General features: G+C 65.3%; 15 protein-coding genes. 5 read left to right on the forward strand and 10 right to left on the reverse strand.

The window, feature by feature from the left end; translation table 11 throughout:
• Positions 1-35: 35 nt before the first annotated feature.
• The 3 genes from gabP to F6X61_RS14190 form a co-directional block, all read right to left on the reverse strand.
• Positions 36-1433 carry a GABA permease gene (gabP, locus tag F6X61_RS14180; RefSeq protein WP_153787154.1) on the reverse strand — a complete coding sequence of 466 codons (1398 nt, stop codon included), beginning with the start codon at positions 1431-1433 and terminating at the stop codon, positions 36-38.
• A 320-nt stretch (positions 1434-1753) separates the two neighbouring features.
• Positions 1754-2962 carry a hypothetical protein gene (locus F6X61_RS14185; RefSeq protein WP_153787155.1) on the reverse strand — a complete coding sequence of 403 codons (1209 nt, stop codon included), beginning with the start codon at positions 2960-2962 and terminating at the stop codon, positions 1754-1756.
• Between the two features lie 42 nt (positions 2963-3004).
• Positions 3005-3454 carry a YcgN family cysteine cluster protein gene (locus F6X61_RS14190; RefSeq protein ID WP_153787156.1) on the reverse strand — a complete coding sequence of 150 codons (450 nt, stop codon included), beginning with the start codon at positions 3452-3454 and terminating at the stop codon, positions 3005-3007.
• Positions 3455-3599: 145 nt separating this feature from the next.
• Between F6X61_RS14190 and F6X61_RS14195 the strand changes: the two genes are divergently transcribed.
• A complete protein-coding gene (locus tag F6X61_RS14195; protein WP_153787157.1) occupies positions 3600-4193 on the forward strand; it encodes a nitroreductase family protein in 594 nt (197 codons plus the stop codon).
• Positions 4194-4287: 94 nt separating this feature from the next.
• Here the strand turns inward: F6X61_RS14195 and F6X61_RS14200 are convergent, their stop codons facing one another.
• The 5 genes from F6X61_RS14200 to F6X61_RS14220 form a co-directional block, all read right to left on the reverse strand.
• On the reverse strand, positions 4288-5220 hold the full coding sequence (locus F6X61_RS14200) for a D-2-hydroxyacid dehydrogenase (RefSeq protein ID WP_153787158.1): 933 nt from the start codon (positions 5218-5220) through the stop codon (positions 4288-4290).
• A gap of 75 nt (positions 5221-5295) precedes the next feature.
• The gene (locus F6X61_RS14205) at positions 5296-5589 is read right to left on the reverse strand and encodes a YcgL domain-containing protein (protein ID WP_153787159.1); all 294 of its coding nucleotides are present in this window, start codon (positions 5587-5589) and stop codon (positions 5296-5298) included.
• Positions 5586-6719 carry a ribonuclease D gene (gene rnd, locus F6X61_RS14210; RefSeq protein ID WP_153787160.1) on the reverse strand — a complete coding sequence of 378 codons (1134 nt, stop codon included), beginning with the start codon at positions 6717-6719 and terminating at the stop codon, positions 5586-5588. Before rnd ends, F6X61_RS14205 begins: the two co-directional genes overlap by 4 nt.
• Positions 6720-6899: 180 nt before the next feature.
• On the reverse strand, positions 6900-8537 hold the full coding sequence (locus tag F6X61_RS14215; RefSeq protein ID WP_153787161.1) for a phosphoethanolamine transferase: 1638 nt from the start codon (positions 8535-8537) through the stop codon (positions 6900-6902).
• A gap of 160 nt (positions 8538-8697) precedes the next feature.
• Positions 8698-9066, reverse strand: coding sequence for a 5-carboxymethyl-2-hydroxymuconate Delta-isomerase (locus F6X61_RS14220; RefSeq protein WP_153787162.1), 369 nt, complete (start codon positions 9064-9066; stop codon positions 8698-8700).
• A 116-nt stretch (positions 9067-9182) separates the two neighbouring features.
• On the opposite strand from F6X61_RS14220, the gene F6X61_RS14225 reads away from it, so the two are divergent.
• Complete coding sequence (locus tag F6X61_RS14225; RefSeq protein ID WP_153787163.1) at positions 9183-9419, forward strand: YdcH family protein; 237 nt, start codon at positions 9183-9185, stop codon at positions 9417-9419.
• Between the two features lie 86 nt (positions 9420-9505).
• Here F6X61_RS14225 and F6X61_RS14230 read toward each other — a convergent pair whose 3' ends face one another.
• A complete protein-coding gene (locus F6X61_RS14230) occupies positions 9506-10681 on the reverse strand; it encodes a PLP-dependent aspartate aminotransferase family protein (RefSeq protein ID WP_110992456.1) in 1176 nt (391 codons plus the stop codon).
• Positions 10682-10835: 154 nt separating this feature from the next.
• Here F6X61_RS14230 and F6X61_RS14235 point away from each other — a divergent pair, with 154 nt between their 5' ends.
• Positions 10836-11294: an Lrp/AsnC family transcriptional regulator gene (locus F6X61_RS14235; RefSeq protein ID WP_110992455.1), complete on the forward strand. Its 459-nt coding sequence runs from the start codon at positions 10836-10838 to the stop codon at positions 11292-11294.
• A 109-nt stretch (positions 11295-11403) separates the two neighbouring features.
• Here F6X61_RS14235 and F6X61_RS14240 read toward each other — a convergent pair whose 3' ends face one another.
• Positions 11404-13734, reverse strand: coding sequence for an FdhF/YdeP family oxidoreductase (locus F6X61_RS14240; RefSeq protein WP_153787164.1), 2331 nt, complete (start codon positions 13732-13734; stop codon positions 11404-11406).
• 303 nt (positions 13735-14037) lie between these two features.
• On the opposite strand from F6X61_RS14240, the gene moaA reads away from it, so the two are divergent.
• Positions 14038-15042 (forward strand): GTP 3',8-cyclase MoaA, encoded by a 1005-nt coding sequence (gene moaA / locus F6X61_RS14245; RefSeq protein ID WP_153787165.1) that lies wholly within the window; start codon positions 14038-14040, stop codon positions 15040-15042.
• Positions 15043-15064: 22 nt separating this feature from the next.
• Positions 15065-15964: a bestrophin family protein gene (locus tag F6X61_RS14250; protein WP_153787166.1), complete on the forward strand. Its 900-nt coding sequence runs from the start codon at positions 15065-15067 to the stop codon at positions 15962-15964.
• The last annotated feature ends 13 nt before the right edge of the window (positions 15965-15977 follow it).

Consider the following 15977-nt stretch of genomic DNA (forward strand, 5'->3'; position numbering starts at 1 on the left):
GCGGTGCGCCGCTGCGACTTGCCCCGCGATGGGCGTCACGCCGGGCGCGCTACCGGCACCAAGGCATGCCGCCTTTGCTTGACCACCCCAACCAGCAGAATCACCACCGCCAACCCAAGGGTCAACGACACCTCCAACCGATGCTGCGGCATCACGAACATCACCCCCAACGCAAACACAATGAAGCCGATCACCGCCCAGGTCAGCCAGGGGTACAGCCACATCTTGAAGGCGATCTGCTGGCTCTGCCGCTCAAGCAACGCCCGCATGCGCAGCTGCGAGCAGGCGATCGCCAGGTACACCAGCAGCGCGATGGAGCCCGAGCTGGCCAGCAGGAAGGCAAACACCTCGGCCGGCGCGAAGTAATTGACCACGGTGGTGAGCATGCCGATCAGCGTGCTGCCGATCACCGCCGCCCGCGGTACCCCGACCTTGGACGTACGGCCAATGGCCGCCGGTGCGTCGCCGCGCTTGGCCAGCGAGAACAGCATGCGCGAGGAAATGTAGATCGACGAGTTCAGGCAGCTGGCCACCGCCACCAGCACCACCATGTCCACCAGCAGCTTGGCGTAGGGGATCTGCATGATCTCCAGCGCCCGCTGGTACGAGCCCTGCACCGGCAGCAGCGGGTCGTTCCACGGCACCACCGAGATGATCACGAAGATCGACAGCAGATAGAACACGCTGATGCGCCAGATCACCGAACGGGTGGCCTTGGCGATGTTGCGCGCCGGGTCCGAGGATTCGGAGGCGGCGATGGTCACCGCTTCCGTGCCCAGGTAGCTGAACATGGTGGTGAGCAAGGCGCCGATGATCGCCGTCCAGCCGTTGGGCATGAAGCCGCCATGCTCGCTCATCAACCGCGCCAGGCCACTGACCTCGCGCGCGGGCAAGGCCCCGGCCAGGGCAAACGCGCCGAGGGCGATGAAGGCAATGATGGCGATGACCTTGAGCATGGCGAACCAGAACTCGAACTCGCCGTACTTGGCCACGCTGAACAGGTTGGTGAAGGTCAGCAGCACCGTCATCGCCAGGGCGAAGAACCAGGGTTCGATGTGCGGGAACCAGTTGTTCAGCACCACCCCGGCGGCGATGGCCTCGATGGGGATCACCAGCACCCAGAACCACCAGTACAGCCAGCCGATGGTAAAGCCCGCCCAGCGGCCGATGGCACGGTCGGCGTAGGTGGAGAACGAGCCGGTGTCGGGGCTGGCCACCGCCATCTCGCCGAGCATGCGCATCACCAGCACCACCAGGGTGCCGGCCAGGGCATAGGCGACGATGGCCGCCGGGCCGGCTGCGGCGATGGCGTGCCCCGAGCCGACGAACAGCCCGGCGCCGATCACCCCGGCGATAGACAGCATGGTTACATGCCTGGGTTTGAAACCTTGCGCCAGCTGGCCGCCGGCATGTTCCGCGCTTGGATTGGTCATCCTGATCCCTTCTTGGAGTTGTTATGGGAGCGCGCCAGGCCGGGATGTAGAGGGCCTGGCGCCAATCCAAGCTAAGCGAGCGCCAGCGGGACAGATTGCCCAAGGCGGACCTGGACTTGGCCAGGAAGGTCATGCCAGAGCGGTTGTGCGGTGGGATCGAAGGGGGACAGTGCGGAGCCTGGCACGGGCTGCGCCCGTGTTCGCGGGGCAAGCCCGCTCCCACAGAGAGCGCGCCAGCTCATTAAACCAGTAGCCAGTCGCGCCCCCTGTGGGAGCGGGTTTACCCGCGAAGAGGCCGGTACAGGCAAACGTAATCTGATCTAGCGCAACAGCTTGCTCTGCAACACCTCGGACTGGCGCCCGAGCACGTTCTCGCTGATCTGGACGAACTCTTCGGTGCTCACGCTGGACAGGCGCATCAGCGCCCGCGCGACATCGTCCAGGGAGCGCTTGTCGTGGTTGTGCAGGCGGATCTCGCGGTCCAGCGCCTGCAACAGCAACACCCCACGGGCAACTTGCGCGGCGTCGGCCTTGGCGCCCTTGAGCTGGGTCACCTTGGCGCCCTGCTTGTGCAGGCGGGCCTGCAAGGCCTGGTAGCGGTCATCGCTGATGCCACCTGCCCGGCGCAGCAGTTCGGTGGCGTAGTAGTCGGTGAGGCTCTCGCCGAGCCAGTCGCTGCCATCGCGGTCGTTGATCTGTGCGAAGAGCTGCACCACCTCGCGCAGCAGCGGGCTGGTGCCGCTGTCATTGATCAGCGCGGCGCCGCTGTACAGGTACAGCGAGTTGTGCCCGGCCAGGGCGCCGCGCCACATGCCGTCCCGGGCGCCGACCAGCAGCAGCTTGGGCGGGTTGCGCGGGAACACCGCCTGCAGCTGCGGCCAGACGAAGGTCAGCAGGGTCAGCGTATCCATGCGGCGCATGCCCTGCCCCTGCGGCGCGGCCACGGTGACCTCGGTCTCGCCAAGGCGCGCACGGCGGCTGCCGAGGTTGCCGGCGAGCATCCAGCCGGTGGGGCGGTCGAACAGGCGCGAAACATCGTCGATACGGAATTTCTGCCGGCCGATGCGCGGCCAGGCGGTTTCCACGCTCTTCCAGCCTGCGGGCAATTCGAAGGTCAGGCGCGCCACCAGTTCGGTGCCGTCCTGCTGGTCAAGGCGCGCCGGCGGCACCAGTTGCTCGCCGCGCAGCAGCGCCCACTGCGCGGTAATACGGGCCTCATGGCTGGCACCAGGCTGCGCCTGATCGAGCAGCACCCGGTAGCTGAGGCTGGTCTTGCCTGGGGCCGGGCGCCACACGCCGCGCCCGCCCTGGGCCTGCCACTGGCCGTCGGCGAGGAAGTCGCTGTAGGCGCCGCCCTGGCCCAGGTCAAAGTCCAGGCTGCGTACCACGCTACCGTCGGCCAGGGTCAGGCGCACTTCGGCCTGGCCGCTCTGGGGCAGCAGGCGCACCTGGTAATCGAGGTCGACTTTCTTCGCCAGTACCTGGGAACTGGCCAGCAGGCCAAGCAGCAGCAACAGCGGGCGACGCATACAGAAAACTCCTTGTTCCCCAGAGGCGAAAGCCCGGGCGATTCAACCAGCGCGGAAAATCAGGTGATCTTCCCAGTCGTCTTCATCCACATCGTTTTCACTGAGCATGCGTCCGGACCGGGAAATACGCTGCTCGTGGACTTGCTCGCGGTCGCCGCAGACCAGGTGATGCCAGGCCGGCAGGTCCTTGCCCTCGCTGACCAGGCGGTAACCGCAGGTGGGCGGCAGCCACTTGAACTGGTCGGCCTTGCCCGGGGTGAGCTGGATGCAGTCGGGCACCTGGGCGAAGCGGTTGGGGTAGTCGCTGCACTGGCAGGTGGTGAGGTCGAGCAGTTTGCAGGCGATGCTCGTGTAATAGACGCTGTTGTCTTCTTCGTCCTCGAGCTTCTGCAGGCAGCACAGGCCGCAGCCGTCGCACAGCGACTCCCACTCGCGCGGGTCGAGTTGTTCGAGGGTCTTGCGCCGCCAGAAGGGCGCGGTGTCGGCAATCATCACACGTATTCCTGCAATCAACTTGAATCCGCGGCGCGCGGCGGCGCCAGTCTAGAGGCTGTCCGGCGGCAACGCCAGACCGCTTGTCAGTGCTTGCCGGACGCAGTAGCGTGCGGTCTTTACCCCGCCCACTGCAGGAGCAGCCATGAGCGCCACCCCTCGTATCGCCGACTACGCCATCAACGAGCAGTTCATCAACCGCTGGTCGCCTCGCGCCTTCACCGCCGAGCCGATCAGCCAGGAAACCCTGCTGAGCTTCCTTGAAGCCGCGCGCTGGGCGCCGTCGGCCTACAACTCGCAGCCTTGGCGCTTCCTCTATGCGCGCCGCGACACGCCGAGCTGGGAGCGCTACCTGGGCATCCTCAACGAGTTCAACCGCAGCTGGGCGCAGCAGGCTTCGGCGCTGGTGCTGGTGATTTCCAAGACCACCTTCGCCGCACCGGGCTCCGAGGAAGAAAAGCCGGCGCTGTGGCACACCTTCGACACCGGCTCCGCCTGGGGCCACCTGGCGCTGCAGGCCAGCATCAGCGGCTGGCACACCCATGGCATGGCCGGTTTCGACCAGGACCTGGCCCGCAGCGAGCTGAAGATCCCCGAAGGCTACGCGCTGCACGCGATGGTCGCGATCGGCAAGCTGGGCGACAAGGCGACCCTGGCCGAGGGCCTGCAGGCCCGCGAAGTGCCGAGCCCGCGCCGGCCGCTGAGCGAGCTGGCGGCTGAGGGTGAGTTCAGCCTGTAAGCCCGATCGCGGGGCAAGCCCGCTCCCACGACATGGACAGGCCCCAAAGGCAGTCCGAGACTGCGTGGGAGCGGGCTTGCCCCGCGATGGAGCCTCAGTACCCTCGAGCGAAATCCACTTCGCCGCGCAACCCCTGCCCCGCTGCATAGGCCCGCACATTCTCGACGAACAAGCGCACCATCGCCGGCGGCGAGGTCGGCGCCGAGCTGTGCCCGGTCAGCAGCAGCCCCCAGGCCGTCCAGAACGGGTGCCGTTGAGGCAACGGCTCCTGCCGGCAAACATCGATCACCGCACCGGCCAGATGGCCTTCCTTGAGCGCCGCGACCAGGTCCGCATCGACCACCGCCGCGCCACGCCCGGCGTTGATGAACAATGCGCTGGGCTGGAAGCATTTGAACAGCGCCGCGTCATAGAGATCGTGGGTAGCCGGGGTATCGGGCAGCAGGTTGAGCACGTAATCGGCCTGCCCGACCATGCGCGGCAACTGGTCGAGCCCGACCACCTCGACGAAGGGTGCCTGCTCGCGCGCAGTGCTGGCCACGCCGTACAGGGTCACGCCAAAGGGCATGAGGAACTCGGCGACCCGCTGACCGATGTCGCCCGTGCCGACGACCAGTACCCGGCGCCCTTCCAGGCTGCGCCCGGGGCGGTCGTCCCAGCGCCGCTCGACCTGGCTGACCAGGCGCGACAACACTTCGCGCTCGTGCACCAGCATGTAGGTGAGCATGTACTCGGCCATCACCTGGCCGAAGATGCCCACCGCCCGGGTCAGGCGGTAGTCGCGCGGCAGCGCATCGGCCAGCAGCGGGGTGATGCCCGCCCAGGTCGATTGCATCCACTCGGGTTTATGGCCCTGGCGCAGCAGGCTGGCCAGCAGGTCCGGCTGGCCCAGCCACACCGGGCAGTCGGCGGCGAAGCGCGCCAGCTCGGCGGAGTCGCCGCTGGTCAGGACCTCCAGGTCCGGTGCCGCCTCACCGAGCAGGCGGGCGTAGTTGGCATGATCCTGTTCAGCGATCAGTACGCGCATGTGAAACACAACCTTGGCAAACAACGAAAGCGGCCCGCCAGGCGGGCCGCAGCTATGAGGGTGAGTGCGCCCGAATCAGACCGGGTCGTTGCGGCGCAGCAACTCTTCGGGCAGGTGTTCGATGTACTCCTCGTCCGGCGGCGGCATCTGCAGGTGGTAACCCTGGCTGTCGAGGTTCTCCAGCACTTTCACGATGTCCTCGCGGGCCAGCTTGCGCTCCGGGGTCAGCACCAGGTCGAAGGCATGCACCGGCGTGCCGAAGAACGGCAACAGGCCTTCCGGGATGCGTTCCAGGCCGTCGGCCTTGAGCGCGTAGAGGTACATGCCGTTCTTGCGTGGGCTTCTGTAAATCGAGCAGATACGTTTCATTGAGCTTCTCCGGCGCCTGCCAGGTCGTCCAGCAGGGCCTGGCCCATACGCTCGCGACGCCAGCCGCGCAGCGAATCGGGCAGTTGATAGGGGCCGTCGGGGTAGCCGCTCTTGAGCAGGGCCTCGAGGGTCTTCTTGCGCAGCATCAGCTCCGGGGCGATCTGCAGGCGCTCGCCTTCGGCCTGGCCGATGGCACGCAGGCGCTTGAGAATGCCGGCGGCCTCGATCGGCAGCGGCTCAGGCAGGCGCTGCGGCCACTGTTCGGCGGGCAGGCCGGCGGCGCGCTTGATCAGCTGGATGAGGAACTCGCCGTCCTGGCGGATGGTACGCGGGTGCATCTCTTCGATTTTGCCCAGGGCCGGCAGGTTGCCGGGTTGGCCCTTGGCCATGGGCCACAACGAGTGTTCCTTGAGGATACGGTTGCGCGGTACGTCGCGGCTGCGGGCTTCACGCTCGCGCCAGGCGCACAGCTCGCGCAGCACGGCCAACTGCTGAGGGCCCAGCTTCCAGGCCAGCTTGACGTCGCGGTACAGGGTCTCCGGCTCGACTTCACGACGCAGCGCGGCGACCAGCTCGGCGCCGTCCTCGAGGACCCAGGCGTACTTGTCGTCGGACAATTTCGGGCGCAGCGCGCTGAACAGCTCGGCCAGGTGCACGGCATCCTCGGCGGCGTAGCTCACCTGGGTATCGGACAGCGGGCGCTGCAGCCAGTCGGAGCGGGTTTCGCCCTTGGGCAGTTCAAGCCCCAGGACTTCCTGCACCAGGCGCGAGTAGCCCATGGAGAAGCCGATGTTCAGGTAACCGGCAGCCAGTTGGGTGTCGAACAGCGGCTGCGGCAGCTTGCCGGTCAGGCGCAGCAGCACTTCGAGGTCTTCGCTGCAGGCGTGCAGCACCTTGACCACGGCAGTGTCGTCGAGCAGCTCGGCCAGCGGCTGCCAGTCCTTGATCAGCAAAGGGTCGATGAGGTAGGCGTGCTCGCCGACGCCCACCTGGATCAGGCCGGCTTTCGGGTAGAAGGTGTCGACCCGCATGAATTCGGTGTCGAGCGCCACGAAGGGCAGTTCGCGCCAGCTTTGGCAGTGCTCGGCCAGGGTCTGGTCGTCACGGATCCAGTGAATTTCGATGGCCACGAGGCTCTCCCACTAACATTGGCGCGCAGTATATACGGCGCGGCCCCTGGGGGTGAAACCTCGCGCCATCCATGGTGCCGGGCGGTTGCCGGCTTTTCCATCGCGGGGCAAGCCCGCTCCCACGCTCTCCAGGGTTGGCGTGGGAGCGGGCTTGCCCCGCGATGGCGTTTACACCGTGCTTCAGCGCCCCGCCGCCAGCCACGGCCGGCAGCTGGCGAACATGTCCAGCGACTGCTGGTAGACCTCGGTGCGTACCTGCAACAGGCCGAGCATCGAGTGGAACAGGTTGTCCTGGGACAGCGGTGCGTCGCGCAGCTTGGCCAGGCAGTCGGTGTCCAGGCCGAAGTCCTGCTTGTAGCTGTCGGAGAACCAGGTCAACAGCGGCACGTGCTTTTGCTGGTCTGGCGCCATCACGTAGGGGGTGCCGTGCAGGTAGAGGTTGTATTCACCCAGCGACTCGCCGTGGTCGGACAGGTAGATCATCGCCGTGTCGACCTTGTCCTGCTTGCTGCGCAGGGTATCGATCAGCGAGCCCAGCACCTTGTCGGTATAGGCCAGGGTGTTGTCATAGCCATTGACGATTTCCGCCTGGCTGCACTGGTTCAGCGCATTGCTGCGGCACACCGGGGTGAACGGCTCGCTGCCTGCCGGGTAGCGTTTGAAGTACTCGGGGCCGTGGCTGCCCATCTGGTGCAGCACCAGCACGGTGTCCTTGTCGAGGTTGTCGATCAGCTCGCCCAGGCCCTGCAGGAGGATCTCGTCGTGGCACTCGCCGTTGGCGCACAGGGTCGGGTCGGTGAGGTTGCTCACGTCGATGAACTGCACGCGGTCGCAGGTGCCCTTGCAGCCGGACTGGTTGTCACGCCACTGCACGGCCAGGCCGGCGCGCTGGAGGATGTCGAGCAGGCCTTCGCGGTTCTTGGCCACGCGGGCGTCATAGTCCTTGCGGGTCATGCCGGAGAACATGCACGGCACAGACACGGCGGTTTCGGTACCGCACGAGTGCACATCGGTAAAACTCAACAGGCCCTGCTGCTTGGCCAAATTCGGCGTGGTGTTGCGGGCATAGCCAAGCAGGCCAAAGTTCTCGGCGCGTGCACTTTCACCCACCACCAGCACGGTCAGCGACTTGCGCTCATGGTGCTGCCAGGCGGCATCGCGGCGGGCATCGGTGCCGTAGGGCTGGAACGGCCGCGCTGCAGTAACCAACTGTTCGCTGACATAACCGATGGACGCGCCGACGATATTGCTAGGGGTAAGCATCAGGCGCAGTTCGTGGTGGTTGCGAAACAGCGATGCAAGCCCTTGGTAGTTGACCAGTGCCACCGAGCCCAGCGCCGCCACACAGGCCCCCGTCACCACCAATTTGCCCAGCACTTCGCGGTACCAGGGGCGATAGGCGATCTTTGCCTTCCATACCAACAGCGACGGCAGCACACCAAGCAGCACGATATATAGCGCAAACTTGATCGACAGCAGGTCGCGAACTTCCGTAACGTTGGTTTCCGCGACATTGCGGAACATGCCGGTATCGATCAGCACGCCATATTGATTCATGAAGTAGGCAACGCCCGCGCCGCTCATGAACAACAGGATCAATATCGGTTTCAACACATACTTGAATGCCAACAAGGTCAATATGAGATTGAAGGCGAACAACATCATCACGGCGAATGCCAAGCCCAGCCACAGCCCCACCATGCCGGGCGGCACAATGGCTTGCAGGTGCTGCCAGAGGAAGGCGTTGAGGCCGATCAACAGGTAAAGGCTGGCCAGCAGCGTGACCCATTCAGTCCGCAGGGATTTGATGTTGAGCATGGCATTCGCAGGTAGAGTTCATGAGCGGCCAGGGTGCCCGGGCGGGCACCTTGGGAAGTTGGCCGAACTCTAGGAAGGCTAGCATCAATTTTTTGTGAAAAACTTGGTAACAATTGGTCGGAACGCAGCTTTCATCAATTAAACAAGTTTCATTCAGCGTTTATTCAGCCGGCAGGCGCAGCTTGGCGTAGGGCTCACGGTCGATGTCCAGCACCTCCACGCACAGCTGGATATCCAGCCCGGCCTGGGCGGGGATGGCTTCCTGCAACACCGCCAGCAGGCTGCCCGACAACTGCTGCTTCACCTGCTCCGAGCGCCCGCTGAGGATCGCCAGGCGTACATGGGCGAAGGCACGCTCACCCGGTGCCGTGCCCACCCGGTACTTGGCGAAGGCCTGGGCGCGGCTCTTGATGTCGGCTTCGTCGGCAAACTGGCCGCTGCCCACCAGGGCGTGATTCAGGCGCAACAGCAGCAGGTCGACGTTGAGTTCGCCCAGGTTGTCGCTGTATTCCAGGTTCAGGTGGGGCATGGCGCAGGTTCCGGCTGAGGGAGGATGCGCTACAGCCTACTCCAGTCCCCCATTGGGGCAAAGGCGACTATCCTCATGGTTCAGGCCCGTTCGCCAACCCTGAAAGAGGTGAAGAAATGCCAGTTCCGCACGATTTGCTCGCCGACCTGCACGTTAGCGCCGACCAGTTCCAGGCCCTGATCGACAAGAATCAGGACCTGCACAAGCTGCACAAGGACTACAACGCCAAGGACAAGGAAGTGGTGGCTGCCGAAGGCAACGGCAGCGCCGATGACAAGGTCACCCTGTTACGCAAGGAGCGGCTGCTGATCAAGGACAAGATCGAACGGATCATCCATCCGCCCAAGTCCTGAACGGTAAACCTTTCAAAATGATCGCGGGGCAAGCCCGCCCCCACATGCGTGGGAGCGGGCTTGCCCCGCGATGACGTCAGCAGCCCTCAAGCGGATGCTTTGAGCGCCGTATCCAGGTCCTCGATCAAGTCCCGATAATCCTCGATCCCCATCGACAACCGCACCAGGTTCTCGCTGATCCCCATCACGCCCTTCTGCTCTGGGCTGAGCGAGTTGTGCGACATGCTCCAGGAATGGTTGATCATGCTCTCCACCCCGCCCAGCGAATCGGCCAGGACGAAGATCTGCAGCGCCTCGACCAGGCGGTTGACCGCAGCCCGGTCACCCTTGATGCGAATGGCCACCACGGCCCCGCCGGTGCGCATCTGGCGCTTGCACAGCGCATGCTGCGGGTGGCTTTCCAGCCCCGGGTAATACACCTGCTCGACCTGCGGGTGGCCTTCCAGGTACTGCGCCACGCGCAGGGCGTTGGCGCTCTGGCGCTCCATGCGCACGTCGAGGGTCTTCAGCCCGCGCAGTGCCAGGTAGCAATCGAACGGCCCCTGGATCGCCCCCACCGCCATGCTGATCTTGCGCAGGCGCCCCAGCAGCTCGTCGTTGGCCGCCACCACCACGCCGCCGGTCAGGTCGGAATGGCCGCCGATGTACTTGCTCGCCGAGTGCATCACCAGGTCCACGCCCAAGGTGATCGGCTGCTGGTTCCACGGCGAGCAGAAGGTGTTGTCGATGCAGGTCATGATGCCGCGTGCGCGGGCCAGGTCGCAGACCGCCTTGATATCGACCAGGTGCAGCAGCGGGTTGGTCGGCGACTCGATCCAGATCAGTTGCGTGTCCGGGCGAATCGCCGCGGCCACGGCCTCGACGTCGTTGAGGTCGACGTAGGTGGTGGTCAGCCCCGAGGTGCGCCCGCGGTAGTCTTCCAGCAGGCGGAAGGTGCCGCCGTAGACGCCGTTCATCACCACCACGTGGGCATCCTTGGACAACAGCTCGAGCACCGTGGCCGTAGCGCTTACGCCAGATGCACAGGCCACCGCGCCGACACCCTCCTCAAGGGCCGCCACGCAGGTCTCATAGGCATGCCGGGTGGGGTTGCTGACGCGGCTGTAGGCGTACTCGGGGTTGTCGTCCAGGCCACGCTTGATGAACGAGCTGGAGGTGACGATGGCCGGGAAGATGGCGTTGTCGGCAACGCTGGACTGCTCGCCGGCGTGAATGGTGCGGGTGGCGAAATTGCGCGGCTTTTCGGACATGGTCGGGTCCATTGACTAGGGGTGGAAAAGCGCAACTATCTCATATCGCGCCACCGACCGGCGCCAACCAGAACATTTTTACCTTGTACGAGCCATGGCGATTCCAAGCAACACCGCCAACGGCTAATCTCGGGAAACTTTTTCTCGCCTGGAGCCCAACAGCGACATGGACAGTTTCGACCAGCACATCCTCACCCTGCTCCAGCGCGACGCCTCGATCTCCCTCAAGGACCTGGCCGAAGCGGTCAACCTGACCACCACCCCCTGCTGGAAGCGGGTCAAGCGCCTGGAAGATGAAGGCTATATCCGCGGCCGCGTCGCCCTGCTCGACCCCCAGCGCCTGGGCCTGGGCCTGACGGTGTTCGTCCAGCTCAAGACCCAGCGCCACGACAGCGCCTGGCTGGCGCAGTTCGCCGCCACGGTGACCGCGTTCGAGGAGGTGATGGAGGTGTACCGCATGTCCGGCGACTGGGACTACATGCTGCGGGTGGTGGTGGGCGACATCGCCGCCTACGACCGCTTCTACAAGAAACTGATCACCAGCACCGACGGGCTGTCGAACATCACCTCGAGCTTTGCCATGGAACAGATGAAGTACACCACGGCGTATCCGGTGCATCGCTGAGGCGCGCGACCACATCGCGTGGGAGCGGGCTTGCCCCGCGATGACATCAGTGAACCCACCATCGCCATCGCGGGGCAAGTCGCAGCGGCGCACCGCCGCTCCCACAACATCACGCAGAGGTGTTCGACGCCGCGATCCGGTTCCCCGCGCTGGCCTTCTCCAGCTTGATCGCCACGAACTTCGACGTCGGCGTGTAAGTGCCGTCGCCATAACTCTCCAACGGCACCAAGGGGTTGGTCTCCGGGTAGTACGCCGCCGCCTGCCCCTCGGGCACGTCATAGGCCACCAGACGGAACCCCGACACCCGCCGCTCGCGGCCATCCGCCCACAGCGACACCAGGTCCACCTGCTCACCCGGCTCGAAACCCAGGCGGCGGATATCGGCCTCGTTGACGAATACCACTTCGCGCAGGCCGAACACCCCGCGATAGCGGTCATCCAGCCCGTACAGGGTGGTGTTGTACTGATCGTGGGAGCGCAGGGTCTGCAGGATCAGGTCGGGCTTGTCGCCACGGGCCAGCACCTGGTCGTTGACCAGCTGCTCGGGCAATGCGCTGGGGGTGAAGCACGCCTTGCCGGTGGCGGTGCGGAAACTGCGGTCTGCCGCGTTGTTGCCCAGGTGGAAACCGCCCGGATGCTGCAAGCGCTCGTTGAAATCGGCAAAGCCCGGAATCACATCGGCAATCATGCTGCGGATGCGGCCGTAGTCGGCAATCGCGTATTCCCAGTCGATCGGCGTGTTGCCCAGGGTGGCCTTGGCCATGCCGGCAACGATCGCAGGCTCCGAGCGCAGGTGCGGCGAGCGCGGTTTCAGCTGGCCATGGGAGATGTGCACCATGCTGAAGGTGTCTTCGACCGTCACCCCCTGCGGGCCCTCGCCCTGGATATCGATCTCGGTACGGCCCAGGCACGGCAGGATCAGCGCGTCGCGCCCGGTTACCAGGTGCGAACGGTTGAGCTTGGTGGAAATCTGCACGGTCAGCGCGCAATTGCGCAGCGCCGCATGGGTGCGTGGCGTGTCCGGGGTGGCCTGGGCGAAGTTGCCGCCCAGGGCGACGAACACCTTGGCCCGCCCCTCCTCCATGGCCTTGATCGCCAGCACGGCGTTGTCGCCATGGGCACGCGGCACCTTGAACTGGAAGCGCTTCTCCAGGGCGTCGAGCAGTTGCGCCTTGGGTTTTTCGTCGATGCCCATGGTGCGGTCGCCCTGCACGTTGCTGTGGCCGCGTACCGGTGACAGGCCGGCACCGGGCTTGCCGACGTTGCCGCGCAGCAGTTGCAGGTTGACGATTTCCTGCACGGTCGCCACCGAATGGCGGTGCTGGGTCACACCCATGGCCCAGCACATGATCACCCGTTCGGCCTTGCGGTACATGCGTGCCGCCAGCTCGATCTCGGCCTTGGTCAGGCCGGACTGCTCGACGATATGCGCCCAGGGCGTGGCATCGACCACGGCCAGGTAATCCTCGACCCCACTGGTGTGCTCGGCGATGAAGGCATGGTCGAACACCGGCGGCTCATCGTTGAGCTGCGCTTCGCGTTCCCACTGCAACAGGTACTTGGCGATACCGCGCATGGCCGCCATGTCGCCGCCCAGCGCCGGGCGGAAGTACGCGGTGCTGGTGGACTCGGAGCCATTGCTGAGCATCTCCAGCGGGTGCTGCGGGTGCTGGAAGCGTTCCAGCCCGCGCTCCTTGAGCGGGTTGAAGCACACCACCTGGGCACCGCGCTTGACCGCCTCGCGCAGCGGTTCGAGCATGCGCGGGTGGTTGGTGCCGGGGTTCTGGCCGATGACGAAGATCGCGTCGGCCAGCTCCAGGTCATGGAACACCACGGTGCCCTTGCCCACGCCGAGGGTTTGCGACATGCCCACGCCGCTGGCTTCGTGGCACATGTTCGAGCAGTCGGGGAAGTTGTTGGTGCCGTAGGCGCGCACGAACAACTGATAGAGGAACGCCGCCTCGTTGCTGGCCCGGCCCGAGGTGTAGAACTCGGCCTGGTCGGGCGAGTCGAGGCTGTTCAAGTGCTGGCCGATCAGGGCGAAGGCCTCGTCCCAGCTGGTTTCTACATAGTGGTCGGTGGCCGCGTCATAGCGCATCGGGTGGGTCAGCCGGCCCTGGTACTCAAGCCAGTAGTCGGTCTGTTCCAGCAGCGCGCTGACGCTGTACTTGGCGAAGAAAGCCGGGTCCACCGAGCGGCCGGTGGCTTCCCAGTTGACCGCCTTGGCGCCGTTCTCGCAGAACTTGACCATGTCGCTTTCCGGCGACTCGCCCCAGGCGCAACCGGGGCAGTCGAAGCCGCCGTTCTGGTTGGTCTTGAGCATGGCCCGCAGGTTCTTGAAGGCGTTCTCGCTGCCCAGCCAGCTCTTGGTCACGCTCTTGAGCGCGCCCCAGCCGGCGGCCGGCCCCTTGTAGTCCCTGATGTGTTCGTCCTGGCTCATGCGGTCAATCCTCACGCGGGCATGGTAAAGGTGCGGCGGATCACGTTGTCCGCTGCTTTTTTCCAGCCTATGGAGGGTGGCGTGGGGGCGTCCAATCGAAATGTCTGACGGGGTGATAGGCCGTATCGATCATGGTTTTGCGAAGCCTGGGCTGGCCTCTCGCGGGGCAAGCCCGCTCCCACAGGTTCATTCGTTGCAGTCTTGATAGAGGCCATTGATCAAGCGGTCAGGGAAAGCGATTTGACGGGTCTGGCCCCAGGCGATAGCTTGGATTGCATAGCCCCCAGCCCTTCGAGCGCCCACGTGGAACAGAACCCCCAGGCCCTGATCGACGGTTTCAACCGCAAGGTCGACTACCTGCGGATGTCGGTCACCGATCGTTGCGATTTCCGTTGCGTCTACTGCATGGCCGAGGACATGCAGTTTTTGCCGCGCCAGCAGATCCTCAGCCTCGAAGAGCTCTATCAAGTGGCCGAACGCTTCGTCGCCCTGGGCACCCGCAAGATCCGCCTGACCGGCGGTGAACCCCTGGTCCGCCAGGGCATCGTCGGGCTCTGCGAACGTATCGCCGCCCTGCCCGGCCTGCGTGAACTGTGCCTGACCAGCAATGGCTCGCAGCTCGGCCGCCTGGCCCAGCCGCTGTTCGATGCCGGCGTGTCGCGCCTGAACATCAGCCTCGACAGCCTCGACCCCGAGCGCTTCCGCGCCCTGACCCGCACCGGTGACCTGCAGCAGGTGATCGCCGGCATCGATGCCGCGCGCGCCGCCGGCTTTCGTCGCACCAAGCTCAACGCCGTGGTGCTCAAGGGCCGCAACGACGACGAGATCGTCGACCTGGTGCGCTTCGCCATCGACCGCGAGTTGGACATCTCGTTCATCGAGGAAATGCCCCTGGGGGTGATCAGCGAACACCAGCGCGGCGAGTCCTACTGTTCCAGCGACGATGTGCGCGAGCGCCTGGCCGGGCACTTCACACTGATCGAATCGGCCGAATCCTCCCAAGGCCCGGCCCGCTACTGGCGCCTGGCCGAAGCGCCGAACACCCGGGTCGGTTTCATCTCGCCCCACAGCCACAACTTCTGTGCCACCTGCAACCGCGTGCGCCTGACCGTCGAAGGCCGCCTGCTGCTGTGCCTGGGCAACGAGCACTCGCTGGACCTCAAGCAGGTGCTGCGCCAGCACCCCGGCGACAGTGCCCGCCTCGACAAGGCCATCCGCGAGGCCATGCAGCTCAAGCCTTGGCGCCATCACTTCGAAGTGGGTGGCGAGGTGCAGATCCTGCGTTTCATGAACATGACCGGCGGCTGAACGGCCGCCTCGGGAACCCCTCTTGATCGTCCACTCCCGCCCCGACCTGCTACGTGTGCTGTTCACCCTCAGGGGCTCGATCGTCAAGCGCATCGCGTTGCGCTGCCTGATGGTCACCCTGCTGGCCGCACTGATCGTGCTGATCGAGCGGCACTACCCGGCGTTGTTCTACCCGGTCAGCGCCACGCCGTTCACCCTGCTCGGGCTGTCGCTGTCGATCTTCATGAGCTTTCGCAACAACGCCTGCTACGACCGTTGGTGGGAAGGGCGCAAGGCCTGGGGGCGGATGATCATCGAGGTGCGTTCGTTCGTGCGTGAAAGCGTGGTGATCGAGGATGCGCAACTGCGCGCGGCGATGTTGCGCAGCCTGTGCGGTTTTGCCCATGCCCTGAATGCCCGGCTGCGCAATGAGGACGAACTGCACGCCGCCCGCCCCTGGTTGGCCGAGCAAGCACCGCTGACCCCGCACAATCTGTGCAACGGCATCCTCCAGGACATCGGTGCGCAATGTTCGCGGCTGGCTCAGCAACAGCTGATCAGCGAGTTCCGTTACACCACCCTGGAACAGCGCCTGTCGGGCCTGTCGGAGGTGCAGGCCACCTGCGAGCGGATCAAGGGCACGCCGCTGCCATTCCCCTACACCCTGCTGCTGCACCGCACCATCTATATCTTCTGCCTGCTGCTGCCGTTCGCCCTGGCCGAACCGCTGGGCTGGCTGGCGCCGCTGTTCACCACCATCGTCAGCTACACGTTCTTCGGCCTGGATGCCATCGGCAACGAGCTGGAAGACCCGTTCGGCCGGGATGAGAACGACCTGCCGACCGATGCGCTGGTACGCACTATCGAACGCGATGTGCTGGCGGCGCTCGGGCATGAGCCTTTGCCGCCGGCATTGGAGCCGGTGGATCACGTGCTGAGTTGAGGTTTCAGCCCGC

Source organism: Pseudomonas sp. EMN2 (assembly GCF_009650555.1).
In the GTDB taxonomy this organism is placed as follows: Bacteria; Pseudomonadota; Gammaproteobacteria; order Pseudomonadales; family Pseudomonadaceae; genus Aquipseudomonas; species Aquipseudomonas sichuanensis.